We start from the raw sequence: 17,195 nt of genomic DNA on the forward strand, positions 1-17,195 counted from the left end.
CATGCTTCTTGAACTCAACATTCGCGATTTCGCGATCATCGACCGCCTCAACCTGCAATTCGCCACTGGCTTCAACGTGCTCACCGGCGAAACCGGCGCTGGCAAGTCGATCATTATCGACGCGCTGGGCACGTTGCGCGGCGACAAGCCCGACCCGACGTTTGTTCGCGCCGGGAGTACCGTGGCGCGCGTCGAGGGGATCTTCTCGCTCGACGACTGTGCTGAGGTGCTGCCGATCCTCGAAGAGTACGGCCTGCTGGACGAGAGCGACGAGCAGGTGATCCTCGTGCGCGAGATCAACGCCGCGACGGGCCGCAGCGTGGCCCGCATCAACGGGCGGGCGGTCAATACCGCCGCGCTGCGCGAGATCGGCGGGCGGCTGGTCGATATTCACGGCCAGCACGAGGGCGTCTCGCTCTTCAACACCAAGACGCACCTCGAAATCATAGACCGCTTCGCCAACCTGCTGGCGCTGCGCGCCGAGGTCGCTACGCTGGTCGATCGGCTGCGCCACGTGCGCCAGCAGCTTGAGGAGCTGCGCCGCTCCGAACTGCGCCGTCAGGATCGGATCGAAGAATTACAGTACCAGATCGAAGAGATCGAGGCGGCCAACCTGCGCGTCGGCGAAGAAGAAGACCTGACGCGCGAGCGGCTGCTGCTGCAAAACGCAGCGAAGGTCACGGCGCTGGTCAATACGGCGTACAGCGTGCTGGCGGAGGGCGAGGACGCGCCCGGCGGAGCGCAGGCGGTGCTCGATCTGCTCGGCACCGTCGTCGGCGCGATCGACGATCTGGCGCGGCTCGACACGACCATGAACGGGGCGCTGGAACAGTCCAACGAGCTGCTCTTCCGCCTCGAAGACCTGGCCGCGACGCTGCGCGACTACCGCGATAATCTTGATTTCGATCCGGGGCGCATGGCCGAGATCGAAGAGCGCTTCCTGCTGCTGCGCACGCTGCAACGTAAGTACAGCGGCACGATCGAGGAGCTGATCGCCTCGGTTGAGACGGCGCGGGCAGAGCTGGATCGGCTGATGCACTCGGCGGAGCACATGGCCGATCTCGAAGCGCAGGAGGCGGCGCTGCTCAAAGAGCTGGGCGCGCTCGCCAGCGAGCTATCGAACAAGCGGCGCGCGGCAGGCCACGATCTCAGCCGCCGGATCGAACAGTCGATGCAAGACCTGGCGATGCCGCACGTCAAGTTTGCTGTGCAGATCGAGCACAGCCCCGACGCGCACGGCGTAGCCTTCACGCCTGAGAGCGGCGCGGATAGCACACACAGCGCGCGGGTCGGCTTCGACAAGACCGGCATCGACCGCATCGAGTTTTTGATCTCGCCCAATCCCGGCGAGCCGCTGAAGCCGCTGGCGCGGATCGCCTCCGGCGGCGAGAGCGCGCGGCTGCTGCTGGCGATGAAATCGATCCTGTCGCTGGTAGACGTTGTGCCCGCGCTGGTCTTCGACGAGGTGGATGTTGGCGTCGGCGGGCGGGCCGGATCGGTCGTCGGCGAGAAGCTGTGGGCGATGACCAACAACCATCAGGTATTGTGTATCACGCACCTGCCGCAGGTCGCGGCCTTCGGCGACGCGCACTACACGATCCGCAAGCAGGTCGAGAGCGGTCGCACCCGCTCAATCGTGACGCCGCTCGACTGGGATGCGCGGATCGACGAGGTGGCCGAGATGCTCGACGGCGTGCCGATCAGCGAGGCCAGCCGCCTGAGCGCCAAAACGATGCTTGAGCGGGCGCTGGCCTTCAAGCAGCAGAGCCGCCCGGCGTCCGATCTGCACGACATGGCGGTCGTCGGCGACACGCAGTAGAGCGGCAGAACAAAGAACCGGGTGCCCTGTGGGCGCATAAAGGAAGAACCAAGAACAAAGCGAGCACCGGGGAAGCGGGAAAGGGCAGAACGCTCCTCCCTGACCCCCGACCCTTGACCCCTGGGCTGGCCTAGGCTCCCCCGTATTTGGAGGACAGTTTGCAACGCCAAACGTTTCTAACGCGCTGGGCAGACCGCATCATCGAGGCGGGCTGGCTCCTGGCGCTGGTCTTTACACCCTATTTCTTTAATCTCCTGACCGCGCGCCACTTCGAGCCCGATAAAGCGATGGTCTTACGGGCGATCGTGCTGGTGATGCTGGCGGCCTGGGGCGTCAAAACCATCGAGCAGATCTCGATGGTCAACGAGCGGCCCACCTGGCGGGCCTGGTGGCGTGCGCCGCTGGCGATTCCGGCGCTGCTCTTCGGCGGCGTCTTCGTGCTGGCGACGCTGGCCTCGGTCCAGCCGGGCATCTCGTGGTGGGGCTCGTACCAGCGCGGCCAGGGCACCTACACCAACCTATCGTACATGGCGCTCTTCGCGCTGATCGTCGGCAACCTGCGCAGCCGCGAGCAGCTTCAGCGCGTGCTGACCACCGTGATCCTGACGGGCGTCTCGGTTTCGGCGTACGGCATCGTGCAGCACTATGGCCTCGATCCGCTGCCGTGGAAGGGCAACGTGATCACGCGCATCTCGTCGACGATGGGCAACTCGATCTTCGTCGCGGCCTATCTGATCATGGTCGTGCCCTGGGTGCTGTACCGCCTGACGCTGGCGATGGCGCGCTATCGCAGCGCGCCGCAGGGCGAGCGCGCGACCGATTGGACCTGGCTCGGCTTTATGAGCCTGCTGATCCTGGGCCAGCAGGCGCTCTTTCTCGGCATCCTCAAGTTCATGAGCGGCGTGCGTCCGGTCAACGGCGATTTCCGCTACTGGTGGGTGCCACCCGTCGCGATTGCGCTGGTTGGCGGCACCTTCGCGCTGGTCAACGCCGCGCACACGATCCAGCCCAGCAAAAAGCTGATGGGCACGCTGCTGGCAGGCTTTGGGCTGTGGACGCTGCTGCTGCTGCTGACGTATACCGCCTCGGCCAACAGCCAGACGGTCGATACGGACAATCCGCTGCTGCGCGACTGGTGGCTGTGGGTCGTGCTCGGCGTGGTCGCGATCATCGGCTTTCTGATCGCCAGCTTCTTCTTGCCGCGTCGCACCGAGCCGCACACGCGCACCTTTGTGCTCGGACAGATCATCGGCAACGGGGCGGCGCTGCTGCTGATCGTCATGGCGATCTTCTTCTCGCAGAGTCGCGGCCCGTGGATCGGCGGGATGGTCGGGATCGGGCTGTTCGTGCTGCTGCTGCTGCTGCGGCTGATCTGGACCGGACAGCGCGAGGGCTGGTCGTCGCTGGGGCGGCTGCGCGCGGCGCTCTGGGCGACGATCGCGCTGGGCGTGCTCGCGGCGGGCCTGCTGATCACCTTCAACCTGTCGGACGCGCCGATCTTCGAGCGGCTGCGCAACGTGCAGTACATCGGGCGGCTGGGGCGGCTGCTCGAAACCGACGACGGCACCGGGCGGGTGCGCACGCTGATCTGGTTCGGCGACGAGCGCGGCGGCGGCGCGGTGGGCCTGCTTCAGTCCAACTGGCTGCGCACGCTGACCTTCGGCCACGGCCCGGAGACGATGTTCACCGCGTTCAATCCGTTCTATCCGCCGGAGCTGGCGCGCTACGAGGCGCGCGGCGCGTCGCCCGACCGCTCGCATCAGGCGTGGCTCGACGAGCTGGCGACCAAAGGCATGCTTGGTCTGCTGAGCTACTTCTTCCTCTTCGGCAGCGCGATCTGGCTGGCCTGGAAGCAGATGCGCAGCGCGACCGAGCTGCGCTTTCAGGTGCTGGCGATTGCGGCGTTGGCGACGATCGCCGCTCACTTCTTCGAGGTGCTCGTCGGCATCCCGATCGTTTCGACGCTGACGATGCTCTGGACAACCTTCGGCGTGCTCGTGGTCGGCGGCCTGCTGGCGGGCCTGTACACGATCGACGGACGGCCCGTGAGCGCCGAGGCTGCCGCTGCCGAGCCGAGCGAAGCCGCCGCGCCCGAAGCGCCGGAGCGCGCGAAAGCCAGGGGGCGTGCCGCCAGCCAGCCGCGTGGCCGCCGCGCCGCAGCGAGCGGTCGTCCGGTGACGACCACCGTCGCCGCGCGGGGCGTGGGCTTCCGCTGGACCTATCCGCTGCTGCTGATCGGCGCGCTGATGCTGGGCTGGTTCTGGAACCTGCGCAACAACTACGCCGATATGTTCTTGAATCAGGCCCAGTCGTTCACGCCGCGCGGCCTGCAAGACGAGGCGTTCGGCTACCTGAAGCTGCTGCGCGCCGTCGAGAACGATCCGGGCGAGGACTACTACTACCTGCAACTGGGCAGCTCGCTGCTGAAGATGGCCTATCCCTACAAGCTATCGGCGCAGCAGACATTCGACGGCAGCACCGCGCCTCGCTCGAATCAGCGCATGCAAGATCTCTTCGCATCCTCCGCCGACGAAAACCAGCGCGTGGTCGAGCTGCTCCAGAAGAACAGCACCGAGCAACTGCTGCGCTACGCCGAGCTGGTGCTGGAGCGCGCCTTTGAGATTAATCCCGGCAACAAAGATCATCCGGCCAACCTGGGGCGGCTGCACTCGCTCTGGGCGCGGCGCGTCAACGGCGGGCAGGAGCACTTCCAGCAGGCGATCGAGTGGTTCACCGTTGCCCACCGCATCGCGCCCAACGACGCGGTGATCCTCAACGAGCTGGCGACCAACCTGGCGCTCGCGGGCGATACCGACCAGGCCGAGTCGCGCTTCAAAGAGTCGATCGCGCTCGATCCGCGCTACGCCGAGACGTACGCGCGCCTGGGCGAGCTGTACCGAGCCAACGGACGCACCGCCGAGGCCACACAGCAGTTCGTCGAGGCCGTCAAGCGCAACCGCACGATCCTTGAAACCGACACCCGCCAGCTCGGCCCGCTCCTCGATACGCTTGAGCGCGATCCCCAGTCGATCGCGGCGCTGCGGGCGGCGTTCGAGGAGCAGAAGCAGCGCTACGATCAGCAGATCCAGCAGGCGCAGGCGGAGGGCCGCACCATCGCGCCCGACACGCGCTTTCTCTCGCAGCTAGGGCGGGTGCGCGCAGCCGCAGGCGATGCCGAGGGCACGCGCGAGATCTTCGACCAGATGGTGCAGAGCGATCCGCAGAACGTGACCTACCGGCAGCAGTACACGGTCGCGCTCAGCGATACGCAGCAGTTCGACGCGGCGCTGGAGCAGGCCGAGCAAGGGCTGGCGCTGGCGCAGCAGCAGCAGCTCAGCCGCGAGGCGGAAGATCTGCAACGGCTGCTCGATATGATGCGGACGAAAGCAGGAGGGTAAGGAACAAGGGAACTACCCGCTTAAGCCTTTGTTCTTTTGATCGCTTGTTCCGTTGTTCAACGCCCTGGGTTCTCGCTTTGTTCTTTGTTCTTTGTTCTAAGGAACTTCACCGTGCAGCAATTTCTCCTGATCTTCATCGTCGCGCTGGTCTTTTCGGTCGTCGGCACGCCGCTGGCGCGGCGCTGGGCGCTGGCAAACGGCGTGGTCGACGCGCCGAATGCGCGCAAAGTTCACCAGGAGCCCGTGCCGCTGCTGGGCGGCGCGGCGATCTATCTGGCGTTTGTGGTGACGCTGCTGATCCTGGGCGGACGGCAGGAGATTCGCCAGCTTATCGGCATTCTGGTCGGCGCGACGTTCGTGTCGGTGGTTGGAGTGGTAGACGATGTGCGCGGCCTGCGGCCCGCGTTCAAGCTGCTGGCGCAGATCGCCGCCGCGTGCGTGCTGCCGCTGAGCGGGCTGAGCGTCAAGCTCTTCCCGATCGAGGTGCTTAACGTGCTGCTGACGGTGCTCTGGACCGTCGGCGTGACCAACGCGCTTAATCTGCTCGACAACATGGACGGGCTATCCGGCGGGATCGCGGCGATCGGCGCGGCGCATTTCGTGCTGCTGGCGGCGATCAACGGTCAGTTTCTCGTGGGCGCGCTCGGCGCGGCGCTGCTCGGCGCGTGCATCGGCTTTCTGCGCTACAACTTCAACCCCGCCTCGATCTTCATGGGCGACACCGGCGCGCTGTTCATCGGCTTTATCCTGGCGGCGCTCGGCATCAAGCTGCGCTTCCTGGGCAACACCTACGTCGTCACGTGGATGGTGCCGGTTGTAGTGCTGCTGCTGCCGATCTTCGACACCTCGCTGGTCTTTATCTCGCGGCTGCGGCGCGGCAAGAATCCGCTGACCACGCCGGGCAAAGACCACATCTCGCACCGGCTGGTCGCGCTGGGCTTTACCCGCCGCGAGGCCGTGCTGATCTGCTGGCTGGCCGCCAGCAGCGTGGGCATGCTCTCCGTCTTTCTGACGCAGGCGCACTTCGCCGAAGCGTACACCGTGGGCCTGGCGCTGCTCGCGGGCTTCTGCTACGGCATCTGGTGGTTCGAGCGGCACGTCCCGACCGGCAAGTAGCCGCGTCACCCGCTACCGTCCCAGCTCCTCGCGCAGCGTATCGCGGTGGGCGCGCGCGATGGCATCCAGAAACGCCGGATCTTTGAGCTGCGCGGCCTGTGTCGGGTTCGACAAAAACGCCGATTCGGTCAGCAGATTCAGGCCGCGCGGATAGGTCCAGCGCACGGGCGCGACATCCGAAGGGTGAACGCCGTCGGGATAGCCCGCGTCGCGATAGCCGACGCTGCCGCCGGTCGCGGCCAGCAGCTTTTGCGCCATGTTCTCGGCGAAGGTGTAGGGCGGCGCGGCCTCAGGATCGACCAGCACCTCAACGCGGCGCAGGTTGGGCTGCTTGCGGTTGCTGTTGATATGCACCGATAGAAGGCGTCCGTGCTGCGCGCCGTTGTCGGGGCGGAAGAGCAGCGCGTTGGCGTAACGGACGCGCGCGGGCAGCGAGACGAAGCGGTCGCTGTCGCGGGTGACGACAACCGTCGCGCCGTCGGCTTCGAGCAGCCTGCGCAGGCGGCGGCTGATCTCTAGGGCTACGTCTTTCTCGCGCAGCCCGCTGCCCGCCGGATCGACGCCCCAGTCATCGCCGCCGTGGCCGGGATCGATCGCCACCGTCACGCCTGAGAGCGGCAACCCCTGTGCGCTGGTGAAGACGCCAGCCGGAAGCAGCAGCATCAGCGCCGCCGCGACGATGCCGCGAAGAATAACGTTTGGTTTAAGCACAAGGTTGATACGAGAATCTGTAGGGGCGTACTGCAATACGCCCCTACGTTTGTTGATCTGTGCGCTACAGCAGAATCAGCATCGGCGCTTCGAGCAGGCGCTTCAGCTCCGCCAGATATTGCGCGCCAGCCGCGCCATCCGAGACGCGGTGGTCGATCGAGATCGTCACCTTCATGATCTGGCCGATCACGATCTGGCCGTTGCGCACTACGGGCTGCTCGCTGACTGATCCGACCGCCAGGATCATCGCCTGGGGCGGGTTGATGATCGCCGTGAAGCTCTCCACGGGATACATGCCCAGGTTCGACACCGAGAACGTGCCGCGCTGGAGCTCGTCGGGCGTGGCCTTGCCGTTGCGCGTCCGCTCGATCAACTCCTTGGCCTCGGCGCTGATCGTGCCCAACGACTTCTTATCCACGTCGGTCACTGCCGGTGCCAGCAGGCCATTGTCGGTCGCGACGGCGATCGACACGTTGACGTAGTCGTGATAGTCCAGCGAGTCTTCGGCGTAGGAGGCGTTAAGCGCCGGGAACTTCTGGACCGCAAGCGCGGCAGCCTTGACGATCAGGTCGTTGACGGTGATCTTGACATCGCCGCTCTCGTTGAGCTGCTTGCGCAGCGCCATCGCCGCGCCCATGTCGATCTCGGTGGTCACGTAGAAGTGCGGCACCGGAGCCTTGCTCTGCACCATGCGTCGCGCGATCGTCTGGCGCAGCCGCGATAGCGGCTCGCGGCGCGTGCCGGGCCGCTGCTCGGCCTGTGGCTGTGGCGCTGGCTGCGCGGCTGCCGTAGGCTGCGGCTGTGGCTGTGCGGGCTGCGCTGGTGCCGCTGGCTGCTCCGGCTGCGCCGCTGGCTGTGCCACCGCCTTGCGACCGCCGGTACGTACGAAGTCTTCGACATCGCGGCGCACGATGCGCCCGCCGGGACCGGAGCCCGCGATCTGCGCGATGTCCACGTTGCTCTCGCGAGCCAGACGCTTCGCCACCGGCGAGGCCGGGACGTGACCACCGTTCGCTCGCGCGCCCGCAGGCTCCGCGCGCTGGTCGATCGTGGACGTGTCCGTGCCGCTGGCCGCCTCGGTCTGCTGCGCGGCTGCCGTCGCGCCCTCGCCGCCCTCGCCGGTAAACTGCTCCGGCGCTGCGCCGGGCTGCGTCCCCGCCTTCTGCTCGACACGCTCCGCCGTCTCGGCCTGCCGCGTATCGCCGGACGTTGTGGCAGCAGCGCCGCCGTCACTGGCCGCTGGCTGTGCCGCCTCGCCGTCCTCGCCCAGGATTGCGATCGGCTGGCCCACGGGCACCACCGCGCCCTCCTCCGCCACGATCTTTGTCAGCGTGCCGGAGCTAAACGACTCGATCTCGATCGTGACCTTGTCGGTTTCGATCTCGGCGATCGGCTCGCCCTTTTTGACCTCGTCGCCTACCTGCTTGAGCCAGCGGACGATGGTCCCCTCGGTCATATCGAAGCCCATCTTGGGCATTGTAACTTCGGCCATCCTCTGCTCCAATTCCTTGAGCAACAAACACGAGCCGCCGACCTGCCGCCCGACGCTGCGGTCAGCGGCGCTGGCGCTACATGAGCACGCTGCGGATCGCTTCGGTGATGCGTTCGGGCGTTACCACCACCTGATTCTCCAGGTTGGTCGCGTACGGGAACGGCACCTCCTTGAACCCAACCCGCGCGATCGGGGCGTCGAGGTGGTCGAAGCCGTGCTCGTACAGCCGCGCGGCGATCTCCGCCTGCACGCCGTGCGACTCCCACTCCTCGCTGACGACGACCGCCCGCCCGGTCTTGCGGAAGCTTTCGAGCGCCTTGCTCATATCCATCGGACGAATCGTGCGCAGGTCGATGATCTCGCACTCGATGCCCTCTTCCTGCGCCAGCTTCTCGGCCACCTCAGTGCAGAGGTGGACCGGACGCGAGTAGGTGACGATCGTCACGTCCTTGCCGGGACGATGCACCCGCGACTCGCCGATCCTGGCCTCGTAGTCGTCGGGAACCTCGCCCTTCGCGCCGTACATCAACGTATGCTCGATAAAGATGACCGGATCGGGATCTTCCATCGCCGCCGTGAAGAGCGCCTTCATATCGGCGGGCGTGGCGGGCGCGACGACCTTCAGGCCGGGCACGTACGCAAACATGCTATCGAACGACTGGGAGTGCGTCGCCGAGAGGTTGCGCCAGCCGTTGGTGGTACGCAGGACCATCGGGCACTGGATCTGGCCGCCGAACATATAGTGCAGCTTGGCGGCATGATTGATGATCTGATCGAAGGCCAGCAGCGAGAAGTTGACCGACATAATCTCGCAGATCGGACGCATGCCCAGCATGGCCGCGCCGACGCCAATGCCGACGATTCCCGCCTCCGCGATCGGCGCGTCGCGGATCTTGTCGGGGCCGTACTCCTCCAAAAAGCCCGCCGTCACGCCGTAGGTGCTGCCGTAGTAGCCTATGTCCTCGCCGATGATAAAGACACGATCGTCTTTGAGTTGTTCACGAAGCGCATCTCGCAGCGCCTCGCGGACGGTCATAACAGCCATATGTTTCCTGTAGGTTTCTGGGTGCGGGCTGCGAGATCATCGACCTAGCGTGCTGGCGGCTGATCCCTGCGCCCCGCTCCCGCGCTAATACGTGTCGGAGATCGGATTGGCGTACACGCCGGTCGTCAGCCATTTCTCGTCGGCGGGCGGGCTCTGATCGGCAAACTCCACCGACGCCTGCGCCTCTTCCTCGGCCTGCTGATCGATCTGCTGCGCCTGCTCCTCGGTCATGATGCCATCGTCGATCAGCCGCTTGCGGAAGACCAGATTGGGATCTTTCGCGCGGTACTTTTCGACATCTTCCTTGGTGCGGTACTTTTGCGTATCCTGCGCGGAGTGGCCTCGGAAGCGATAGGTGACGGCCTCCAGCAGCACCGGGCCTTTGCCCGTGCGCGCGTGCTCGACCGCCCGCCTGGCAGCCTCGTAGGTCGCGACCGGATCGTTGCCGTCGACGCGCTCGGAGGTCATGTCGAAGGCGCAGGCTTTGCGGTAAATCTCCTGCACGGAGGTATGTACCGCGATCGGCGTGCCCATCGCAAACAAGTTATTTTCGCAGACAAAGACGACCGGCAATTTGCTAAGCTGGGCAAAGTTGAGCGCCTCGTAGAACTCGCCGCCGTTGGTCGCGCCGTCACCAAAGAAGACCATCACCACTTCCTGCTTCTTCTGGAGCTTGACGGCGGTCGCCATGCCGCAGGCCATCAGCAGATGGCTGCCGACGATCGCGTAGCCGCCCCAGAAGTTTTTGCTGACATCGACCAGATGCATCGAGCCGCCGAGGCCCTGCGCGCAGCCCGTGGCCTTGCCGAACAGCTCGGCCATCAGCGGGTTGACATCCAGCCCGCGCGCGATAGCGTGGCCGTGGTCGCGGTAGTGGGTGATGATGTGGTCTTCCGGCCTCAGCGCGCCGACCGTACCGACCGCGACCGACTCCTGGCCGACGTAGAGGTGCAAGAAGCCGCCGATCTTGGCGCGGGTGTACATCTCCTGGCACTTCTCCTCGAAAATACGGATCAGCACCATCTGCCGGTACATCTCGATGAGCTGCTCAGGACTTAATCCGGCATACTGTTCAGTCGTTTCGGGCGTGGTTGCCATCGCCTCATCCTTCGTTACTTGTTTTCGCTTTGTTGCCATTCGTTCAAACCTTAGCGATTCATCCTATCGTATCTACACGCAGCGCTCTGTCGCCTCATAGCCCGGCATGGTCTGCTGTATGTCCACCTCCAGCCGAAACCCCGATGCGCGGCGAACGCGAGCGGGCAGGTGCGCCTGGTGTACCAGCGCGTTGAGTTCGGATGGAGTGTACGCGCGCAGTACCGAGAGCGGCCCGTCGTGGCGCGAAAGAGGAGAGACTGGACCATACGCGAGGAGCCGCGCGCCCCAGTAGGCGATGTAGCTTCGCCGCAGGTCGTTGACGATCACGCCAATGCGGGCTACTCGCGCCAGCTCGCGCAAGAGCCGTACCGCAGCATCGCGGCTAAAATGGTGAAGTGCCTGCGTACACGTGACGATGTCCACACCGCCATCGGCAAAGGGCAGCGCCAGCGCATCGCTTTGGAACAGTTGAATCGACGTATGGCGCGTCGTGTGCTGAGCAATCCTCAGCACATCGCGGCGAATATCGCTTGCTAGCAGCGTCAGCGCGCGGCCCTCACGCTCGCTCCAGCGCTGCAACGCCTGCGGCAGATCCGCGCCACCGGTGGCAACGTCGAGCACGCGCAGGGTGTAGCCCGGCGGTACGCTCTGGAGCCACTCGCTTACTCGCCCCGTGACAGCGCGGTGTGTTCCAAGCCAGCGATTGGCCCGCGCCATATCGCGCAGGTTAGCTCGCAGCAATCGCAGATCGTCGATCGTGCCGTCCAATCGCTCGGACTCGCTCGATTGTCTTGGGACGAAACTTCGCATTCCACCACAAGCTCTACCCGTTCCAACCGACTATTATGCAACAAAACGCCCGAATACGCCAATGCCGCCAGGCCAATCGATGCGGCGCTCTGCTTAGCCGCCGCGCTCCATCTCATACAGCACATCGTCGGTGGAGCGGACGAGCACGGGCTGGGTTTGCTGTCGGCGTATCAAGATGCCCAGGTAGATCAGCGCTACGCCAAGCTCCATTACCAGCAATAGGCGTACCGTAGCCAGAATAACGCCCAGGTATGGGATCGGAAAGAATGAGCCGACGATCAGCGCGCCGAGCAGCGCGATCATCTGGATCAATGGTGTTCGCCACGACATGCTGTGCCTCCTTCCTAATACCTCACCGGTTTAGCAAGAGCTATGCTAGAATTGCAGACGTTGGTTGTCAGAGGAGCAGAAATAGTAATCATGTCGATCACCAAAGAATATGTCTCGTGGCAGCAGATCGAGACGATGGTCGAGCGGCTGGCCCGCGCGGCGCGGGAGCGCTCGTTCGACGCGCTGCTGGCGGTGACGCGCGGCGGCCTGGTTCCCGCCGGGATGATGGCCTACCATCTCGGCATGCGCAACATTTTGGTCGCCGCCGTGCAGTTCTACACCGGCGTGGGACAGCGCGCCGACACGCCTTCGTTCTTGCAGTTCCCCGCCGATCCGTTCATCAACGGTCAAAACGTGCTGATCGTGGACGATATTTGGGACAGCGGCAAGACGATCGCCGCCGTCAAAAGCCGGATCGTCGCGGCGGGTGGTACGCCCTTCACGGCGGTGCTGCACTACAAGCCCAGGGCGTCGCTCTTCCCCGATCAGCAGCCTGAGTATTATGTCGAGGCGACGGAAGCCTGGATCGTCTATCCCTGGGAGCCGGAGGACGAGCGGTAGTCCAGGCAGAAGCCTATTCAAGGAGCCTCCACGTTGCTTGCGTGGAGGCTCTTTCCTACGACCGAGCGCGGCCTATCATGCGATCCTGAGGCTGCTAATCGAGGGTGCAGCCAAGGTTTTGGTGATCGTTACGGTGAGCACACCATCAGTAAATACGCCGTTCTGTGGGAGATCGACCTTTAGCTCGATCCAGCTCTCGCCCAGCGGGGCAAAACCGGCGCAGGGCTGATTGCCCGCGCCGACAATCAGCTCAGGTGGCACATGAGTTGCCCACGCGCTGGGGTTGAGCGTGAACATCAGACTGAGGGACACCATGACGAGCACCGCGATCAACACGTTGCGCTGCGTGTGTCTCATACGACCTCAGAACCATCGGGCACTAACGAGCGGTACAACGAGCGCTACGCCAGGTTAGACAGGCCAGAGGTAACGTTAGCTCAACTCCTGCTGCCGAGCCTGGACAGGAAGGTGACGGGGCCACAATGGATGTCGCGAGGTTGGTTTGTGGATCGCTGGTGAGGATGGGAGGTAGATCGTCGCAGTTGGTACCTTGAGTATAGAGCCCGATGAATCAATGTCAATGAGTATAGAGCCCGATGAATCAATGTCAAGAGGTATAACTGGCGTAGTTTTCGCTTGATGCTGACCGCTGGCAAACGTGCCGTCTGACACAGCCCATGAGCTGGCCGCTGGTCGTTTTTCATTATTGTGCGGCGCTCAAGGTCGGATCGCGCTCACCAGGCCGCGATGGCCGCCAGCAGATCGTGCTGCACGTCCTCCGTCAGCAGCTTGCAGCCAGCGCCCCAGTCGGTCTGGACCGTCAGCACCCGCCGCACGCGGGCCATGCGCTCATCCGCCGCCGCCCGATCCAGCCCCAGCGCCCGCGCCAGCTCATCCGCCGACTCGTGGATCAGCGCCGCGCGCAGCGCATCCAGATCCGCGCCGTAGCGCCACGCGACCTGCGCCAGCGCTTCTTCGATGTGTGCATCCAGCAGCATGATCCACTCCTTGTATCTCGATCGATCATACGCTACGCGCTCGGCAACCGCAAGCAGCAGCCAACCCCGTATAATGCGGGCATGAATGGACACGCTCTCCCGCCACTTGTCGCCATCGTCGGGCCGACCGCCGTGGGCAAGACGGCGCTGTCGATCGCGCTGGCCCGTCGCCTTGACGGCGAGATCGTCAACGCCGACTCGCGCCAGATCTATCGCTGCATGGACATCGGCACCGCCAAGCCGTCGATTGCCGAGCAAGCCGCCGCGCCCCATCACCTGATCGACATCGTCGCGCCGGACGAGCCGTACTCGCTGGCGGTCTATCAACAGCAGGCGCTCCACGCCGTCGAGCAGATCGTCGGGCGGCGGCACGTTCCGCTGCTGGTCGGCGGGACCGGCCAGTACGTGGCGGCGGTCCTTGAGGGCTGGAATATCCCACGAGTGCCGCCGCAGCCCGACGTGCGCGCGCGGCTCGAAGCGGAGGCCGCGCAGCAGGGCACGGCGGCGCTCTACGCGCGGCTCCAGACGCTCGATCCTGCCGCCGCAGCCAGGATCGAGCCGAACAACCGGCGGCGGATTATTCGCGCGCTGGAGGTGTATGAGATCACCGGCATTCCGATCTCGACGCAGCAGACCAGGCAGCCGCCGCCGTATCGCATCACGACGCTCTGGCTAACCCTCGATCGCGCCACGCTCTACCGCCGCATCGACCAGCGCGTCGACGCCATGATCGCGGCGGGGCTGGTCGACGAAGTACGCGCGCTGCTCGATCGCGGCTACGACTGGTCGCTTCCGGCGCTGTCGAGCCTGGGCTACAAAGAGCTTCGGCCCTGGTTCGAGGGCAGCGCGCCGCTTGAGGAGTGTATCCAGCGGCTAAAGTTCAATACGCACGCCTTTGTCCGCAAGCAGGATATGTGGTTCAAGCGCCTGCCGCACTGTGTGCACGTGCCAGCCGACGATCCCGCGCTGCTTGATCGGGCGATGGAGGAGATTCGCGAACCAAGAACCAAGAGCTAAGAACCAAGAACAGAACAACAGAACAACAGAACAACAGAACAACGGCTTAAACCGCCTGATCCCTTGTTCCCTCGTTCCCTAAGTCGACCCGCGTCCGATCCGATCGAGCGCCTGGTACTCCGACGCGACCAGCCGCAGGAAGTTCTCGGCATCGTAGAGGCCAAGCGCCGCGCCGCCCTGGCTGCGGATCGGATAGCCCAGCCGTCGCTGCAAGCCGTCGACCAGTTGCAGCGCCAGGCGTTGCCGCGCGTCGATGCTCAGGCTTGCACTTCGCCGCAGGTACTCCTGCACGATGTCATAGTCCTCGCGCTGGAGCACGCCCAGGTTGGGGATCGTCACCTGCTGCGCCGCCGCGACGACCGATGGCTCGGCGACGGTGGGGGCGGATAGGCTAGCTAGCGTGATCGCCTTGCGCTCGCGCACCGCGATGCAGCCAGCCGCGAGGTCGCCCAGCCGCCGCGAGCGCTTGTCGATGAACATGACGATCACGCCCAGGCCGTAGAGCACAGGCAGGAAATCGGCCAGCCGGATAAAATTTCGCACGGTGCTGCCGAGAAAGCCAATCGGACGACCGCCGGTGCGGACCATCCGCAGGCCGATCAGGCGCTTGCCCGGCGTCTGGCCGTTCCACACAGTCTCGAAAAAGATGAAGTAGGCGCAGAGCGACAGATACACGCCCAGACCGAACAGCCCCAGCACCAGCGAGTCGTCGAGGCCCAGGTCGATCTGATCGGCGGCCAGCGCCAGCCCGGTACACGACAGCGACAGAATAATCGCGATAATGATATGGTCGATCAGCGCGGCGAGAAAGCGCGACCCGATGCCGGCCACGTCGTAGGCAAGCTCAATCTGTTCGGGCGTTTCTACGGTATACAGGCGATCGTCAAACATAGGCGTCCAGTGTTGGCGGGCGGTGGTATCCGCTCCATGCCGATAGTACCCTTGAAGCGCGGCGGCAGCTATAGTATGCTACGTGTCGCGCGGTTGCGAGCACGTCTTGAGGATAGTGTATGGTAGCAGAAGATTTTATCAATGCCAAGCGTTCGTCGTGGGAGCGGCTGGAGCAACTGCTGGGCAAGGCCCAGTCGGCACGGCTGGCGGCGCTCTCCGCCGATGAGCTGTACGAGCTAGGCCGACTGTACCGTCAGGCAACCTCCGATCTCGCCGTCGCGCGCCGCGATTTTCCGCAGCATCGCGTCACCGAGTTCTTGAACGGCCTGGTCGGGCGGGCACATGGGGCGGTCTATCAGAGCGAGGCGACCACCTGGGGTCGGCTGCGTGATTTTGTGGTGCTGACCTTTCCGCAGACCTGGAGACAGACCTTTCCGTTTACGCTGGTAGCCTTTCTGTTCTTCGCGCTGCCCGCGCTGATCGCGTTTTTCGTCGCCTACCAGGAGCCGAGCCAGGCCGGGCTGCTTTTTCCGGGCGCGGAATATCTCGCCGAGCAGATCCAGAACCAGGAAGAGTGGTGGCTGGACATCAACAACTCGCGCAGCGGCAACGCGGCGCTGATCGCCAGCAACAACATCCTGGTGACGATCCAGGCGTTCGCGGGCGGGATGCTGCTCGGCCTGCTGACGATCTACGCGATGATCTTCAACGGCCTGATGCTCGGCGTGATCGCCGGGCTGAGCGCCTTCTACGGCTTTAGCGCGCGGCTGTGGGGCTTCATCGCGGCCCACGCGGCGATCGAGCTGAGCGTGATCTTTTTTGCGGGCGGCGCTGGCCTGCAACTCGCATGGGCGATCCTGCATCCGGGGCTGCTGTCGCGCAGCGCTGCGCTGCGCGAGGCGGCTCAGCGCGCGATCGTGATCATGATTGGCTGCGTCCCGCTCCTGATGATCGCAGGAACGATCGAGGCATTTATCTCGCCGTCGAGCCTGCCGGTCTGGACCAAGCTTGCGGTTTCCTTCGGCACGGGCCTGTCGCTGTACAGCTACCTGATCGGCGTCGGACGGCAGCCGCGCGCCGTCGAGTCGGCAGTGAGGCCCGTTGCCAGCGGTTGACGGAGCCACGGCACCACATCTATACTGACGGCATGTAGTCGCCTGCCGAAGCTTTGTCCTGGCTCATGCGCCGACAGGCCGGGGCGGGTGTCCTTTGGCCGCAGAACAAAGGAACAAGGGAACAAAGGCATCAGGGATTGGGGTCAGGGACGAGGCGCGCGAGTCCCCCAAACATTCCCTTGCTGATGCAAAGCCGCATACGCTGTTTTCCAAAAAGGCGCCTTGATTCTGCATTAAGGAATAGGTTTATGAAACTGTTTTTTCTGCGGCATGGCATTGCCGAGCCTGCTCACGGAGCCATTGGCGATCGTGAGCGCGCGCTGACGGAGGAGGGCCGCTCTCAAGCCCAGCACATCGCCCAGGCGCTGCGGCGGCTGAACATCAGGCCCGATGTTGTGCTGACCAGCCCGCTGGCGCGCGCGGCACAGACCGCCGAGATCGTCGCGCCGGTGCTTGAAGCGCCGCTCGAAACGGCCAATGAGCTCCAGCCTGGCTGTATCCTCGACGACCTCCAGCGGTTGCTGCGGCGCTACGCCCACGAGACGATCATGCTGGTTGGTCACGAGCCTGATTTTTCAGCGCTGGCCGCCCGCCTGATCAACGCCGACGAGCGCGGCATTCTGCTCAAAAAAGGCGGCGTGATCCGCATCGACGTTGACGGCAGGCCCCAGGCCGGGCGCGGGCGCATGGTGACGCTGCTGACGCCCAAGACGCTGGTGCTGCTGGCCGATACCGCACAGCCCGACCAGGACACGCCGCCCGAAGCCGAAGCACCACCAGCCTAGCAAGGAGTC

Annotated in this window: 16 protein-coding genes; 7 read left to right on the forward strand and 9 right to left on the reverse strand. The window is 64.7% G+C overall.

Annotated elements, in window-relative coordinates:
• Nucleotide 1: 1 nt before the first annotated feature.
• The 3 genes from recN to VFZ66_26935 all read left to right on the forward strand — a co-directional run bounded on the left by recN (nucleotide 2) and on the right by VFZ66_26935 (nucleotide 6,333).
• Entirely contained in the window at nucleotides 2-1,819 is a 1,818-nt protein-coding gene (gene recN, locus VFZ66_26925; protein HEX6292848.1) for a DNA repair protein RecN, read from the forward strand.
• 158 nt (nucleotides 1,820-1,977) lie between these two features.
• Nucleotides 1,978-5,217 (forward strand): tetratricopeptide repeat protein, encoded by a 3,240-nt coding sequence (locus VFZ66_26930; GenBank protein ID HEX6292849.1) that lies wholly within the window; start codon nucleotides 1,978-1,980, stop codon nucleotides 5,215-5,217.
• Between the two features lie 111 nt (nucleotides 5,218-5,328).
• A complete protein-coding gene (locus VFZ66_26935; protein HEX6292850.1) occupies nucleotides 5,329-6,333 on the forward strand; it encodes an MraY family glycosyltransferase in 1,005 nt (334 codons plus the stop codon).
• A gap of 12 nt (nucleotides 6,334-6,345) precedes the next feature.
• Here VFZ66_26935 and VFZ66_26940 read toward each other — a convergent pair whose 3' ends face one another.
• From VFZ66_26940 to VFZ66_26965, 6 genes are all read right to left on the reverse strand, one after another.
• Complete coding sequence (locus VFZ66_26940; protein HEX6292851.1) at nucleotides 6,346-7,044, reverse strand: N-acetylmuramoyl-L-alanine amidase; 699 nt, start codon at nucleotides 7,042-7,044, stop codon at nucleotides 6,346-6,348.
• Between the two features lie 64 nt (nucleotides 7,045-7,108).
• Nucleotides 7,109-8,536: a dihydrolipoamide acetyltransferase family protein gene (locus tag VFZ66_26945; protein HEX6292852.1), complete on the reverse strand. Its 1,428-nt coding sequence runs from the start codon at nucleotides 8,534-8,536 to the stop codon at nucleotides 7,109-7,111.
• Nucleotides 8,537-8,612: 76 nt separating this feature from the next.
• Nucleotides 8,613-9,581 carry an alpha-ketoacid dehydrogenase subunit beta gene (locus VFZ66_26950; protein HEX6292853.1) on the reverse strand — a complete coding sequence of 323 codons (969 nt, stop codon included), beginning with the start codon at nucleotides 9,579-9,581 and terminating at the stop codon, nucleotides 8,613-8,615.
• Nucleotides 9,582-9,665: 84 nt separating this feature from the next.
• Entirely contained in the window at nucleotides 9,666-10,679 is a 1,014-nt protein-coding gene (pdhA, locus tag VFZ66_26955) for a pyruvate dehydrogenase (acetyl-transferring) E1 component subunit alpha (GenBank protein ID HEX6292854.1), read from the reverse strand.
• A 72-nt stretch (nucleotides 10,680-10,751) separates the two neighbouring features.
• The gene (locus tag VFZ66_26960; GenBank protein HEX6292855.1) at nucleotides 10,752-11,489 is read right to left on the reverse strand and encodes a methyltransferase domain-containing protein; all 738 of its coding nucleotides are present in this window, start codon (nucleotides 11,487-11,489) and stop codon (nucleotides 10,752-10,754) included.
• Between the two features lie 93 nt (nucleotides 11,490-11,582).
• A complete protein-coding gene (locus VFZ66_26965) occupies nucleotides 11,583-11,819 on the reverse strand; it encodes a hypothetical protein (protein ID HEX6292856.1) in 237 nt (78 codons plus the stop codon).
• Between the two features lie 90 nt (nucleotides 11,820-11,909).
• Between VFZ66_26965 and VFZ66_26970 the strand changes: the two genes are divergently transcribed.
• Nucleotides 11,910-12,380, forward strand: coding sequence for a phosphoribosyltransferase family protein (locus VFZ66_26970; GenBank protein ID HEX6292857.1), 471 nt, complete (start codon nucleotides 11,910-11,912; stop codon nucleotides 12,378-12,380).
• A gap of 75 nt (nucleotides 12,381-12,455) precedes the next feature.
• Here VFZ66_26970 and VFZ66_26975 read toward each other — a convergent pair whose 3' ends face one another.
• Nucleotides 12,456-12,737 carry a hypothetical protein gene (locus VFZ66_26975; GenBank protein ID HEX6292858.1) on the reverse strand — a complete coding sequence of 94 codons (282 nt, stop codon included), beginning with the start codon at nucleotides 12,735-12,737 and terminating at the stop codon, nucleotides 12,456-12,458.
• A 377-nt stretch (nucleotides 12,738-13,114) separates the two neighbouring features.
• Nucleotides 13,115-13,378 carry a hypothetical protein gene (locus VFZ66_26980; protein ID HEX6292859.1) on the reverse strand — a complete coding sequence of 88 codons (264 nt, stop codon included), beginning with the start codon at nucleotides 13,376-13,378 and terminating at the stop codon, nucleotides 13,115-13,117.
• 81 nt (nucleotides 13,379-13,459) lie between these two features.
• On the opposite strand from VFZ66_26980, the gene miaA reads away from it, so the two are divergent.
• A complete protein-coding gene (gene miaA / locus VFZ66_26985) occupies nucleotides 13,460-14,395 on the forward strand; it encodes a tRNA (adenosine(37)-N6)-dimethylallyltransferase MiaA (protein HEX6292860.1) in 936 nt (311 codons plus the stop codon).
• Between the two features lie 78 nt (nucleotides 14,396-14,473).
• Here miaA and VFZ66_26990 read toward each other — a convergent pair whose 3' ends face one another.
• Entirely contained in the window at nucleotides 14,474-15,286 is an 813-nt protein-coding gene (locus VFZ66_26990) for an RDD family protein (GenBank protein HEX6292861.1), read from the reverse strand.
• A gap of 119 nt (nucleotides 15,287-15,405) precedes the next feature.
• Here VFZ66_26990 and VFZ66_26995 point away from each other — a divergent pair, with 119 nt between their 5' ends.
• Nucleotides 15,406-16,401 (forward strand): stage II sporulation protein M, encoded by a 996-nt coding sequence (locus VFZ66_26995; GenBank protein HEX6292862.1) that lies wholly within the window; start codon nucleotides 15,406-15,408, stop codon nucleotides 16,399-16,401.
• Between the two features lie 248 nt (nucleotides 16,402-16,649).
• Entirely contained in the window at nucleotides 16,650-17,186 is a 537-nt protein-coding gene (sixA, locus tag VFZ66_27000) for a phosphohistidine phosphatase SixA (protein HEX6292863.1), read from the forward strand.
• The last annotated feature ends 9 nt before the right edge of the window (nucleotides 17,187-17,195 follow it).

This window comes from Herpetosiphonaceae bacterium, from assembly GCA_036374795.1.
Lineage (GTDB): Bacteria > Chloroflexota > Chloroflexia > Chloroflexales > Kallotenuaceae > LB3-1.

Bases quoted from the DNA above. Each gene is read 5' to 3' on its own strand.
- recN (HEX6292848.1), top strand. From the start codon at position 2: ATGCTTCTTGAACTCAACATTCGCGATTTCGCGATCATCGACCGCCTC.
- VFZ66_26945 (HEX6292852.1), bottom strand. From the start codon at position 8,536: ATGGCCGAAGTTACAATGCCCAAGATGGGCTTCGATATGACCGAGGGG.
- VFZ66_26950 (HEX6292853.1), bottom strand. From the start codon at position 9,581: ATGGCTGTTATGACCGTCCGCGAGGCGCTGCGAGATGCGCTTCGTGAA.
- pdhA (HEX6292854.1), bottom strand. From the start codon at position 10,679: ATGGCAACCACGCCCGAAACGACTGAACAGTATGCCGGATTAAGTCCT.
- VFZ66_26960 (HEX6292855.1), bottom strand. From the start codon at position 11,489: ATGCGAAGTTTCGTCCCAAGACAATCGAGCGAGTCCGAGCGATTGGAC.
- VFZ66_26965 (HEX6292856.1), bottom strand. From the start codon at position 11,819: ATGTCGTGGCGAACACCATTGATCCAGATGATCGCGCTGCTCGGCGCG.
- VFZ66_26970 (HEX6292857.1), top strand. From the start codon at position 11,910: ATGTCGATCACCAAAGAATATGTCTCGTGGCAGCAGATCGAGACGATG.
- VFZ66_26975 (HEX6292858.1), bottom strand. From the start codon at position 12,737: ATGAGACACACGCAGCGCAACGTGTTGATCGCGGTGCTCGTCATGGTG.
- VFZ66_26980 (HEX6292859.1), bottom strand. From the start codon at position 13,378: ATGCTGCTGGATGCACACATCGAAGAAGCGCTGGCGCAGGTCGCGTGG.
- miaA (HEX6292860.1), top strand. From the start codon at position 13,460: ATGAATGGACACGCTCTCCCGCCACTTGTCGCCATCGTCGGGCCGACC.
- VFZ66_26990 (HEX6292861.1), bottom strand. From the start codon at position 15,286: ATGTTTGACGATCGCCTGTATACCGTAGAAACGCCCGAACAGATTGAG.
- VFZ66_26995 (HEX6292862.1), top strand. From the start codon at position 15,406: ATGGTAGCAGAAGATTTTATCAATGCCAAGCGTTCGTCGTGGGAGCGG.
- sixA (HEX6292863.1), top strand. From the start codon at position 16,650: ATGAAACTGTTTTTTCTGCGGCATGGCATTGCCGAGCCTGCTCACGGA.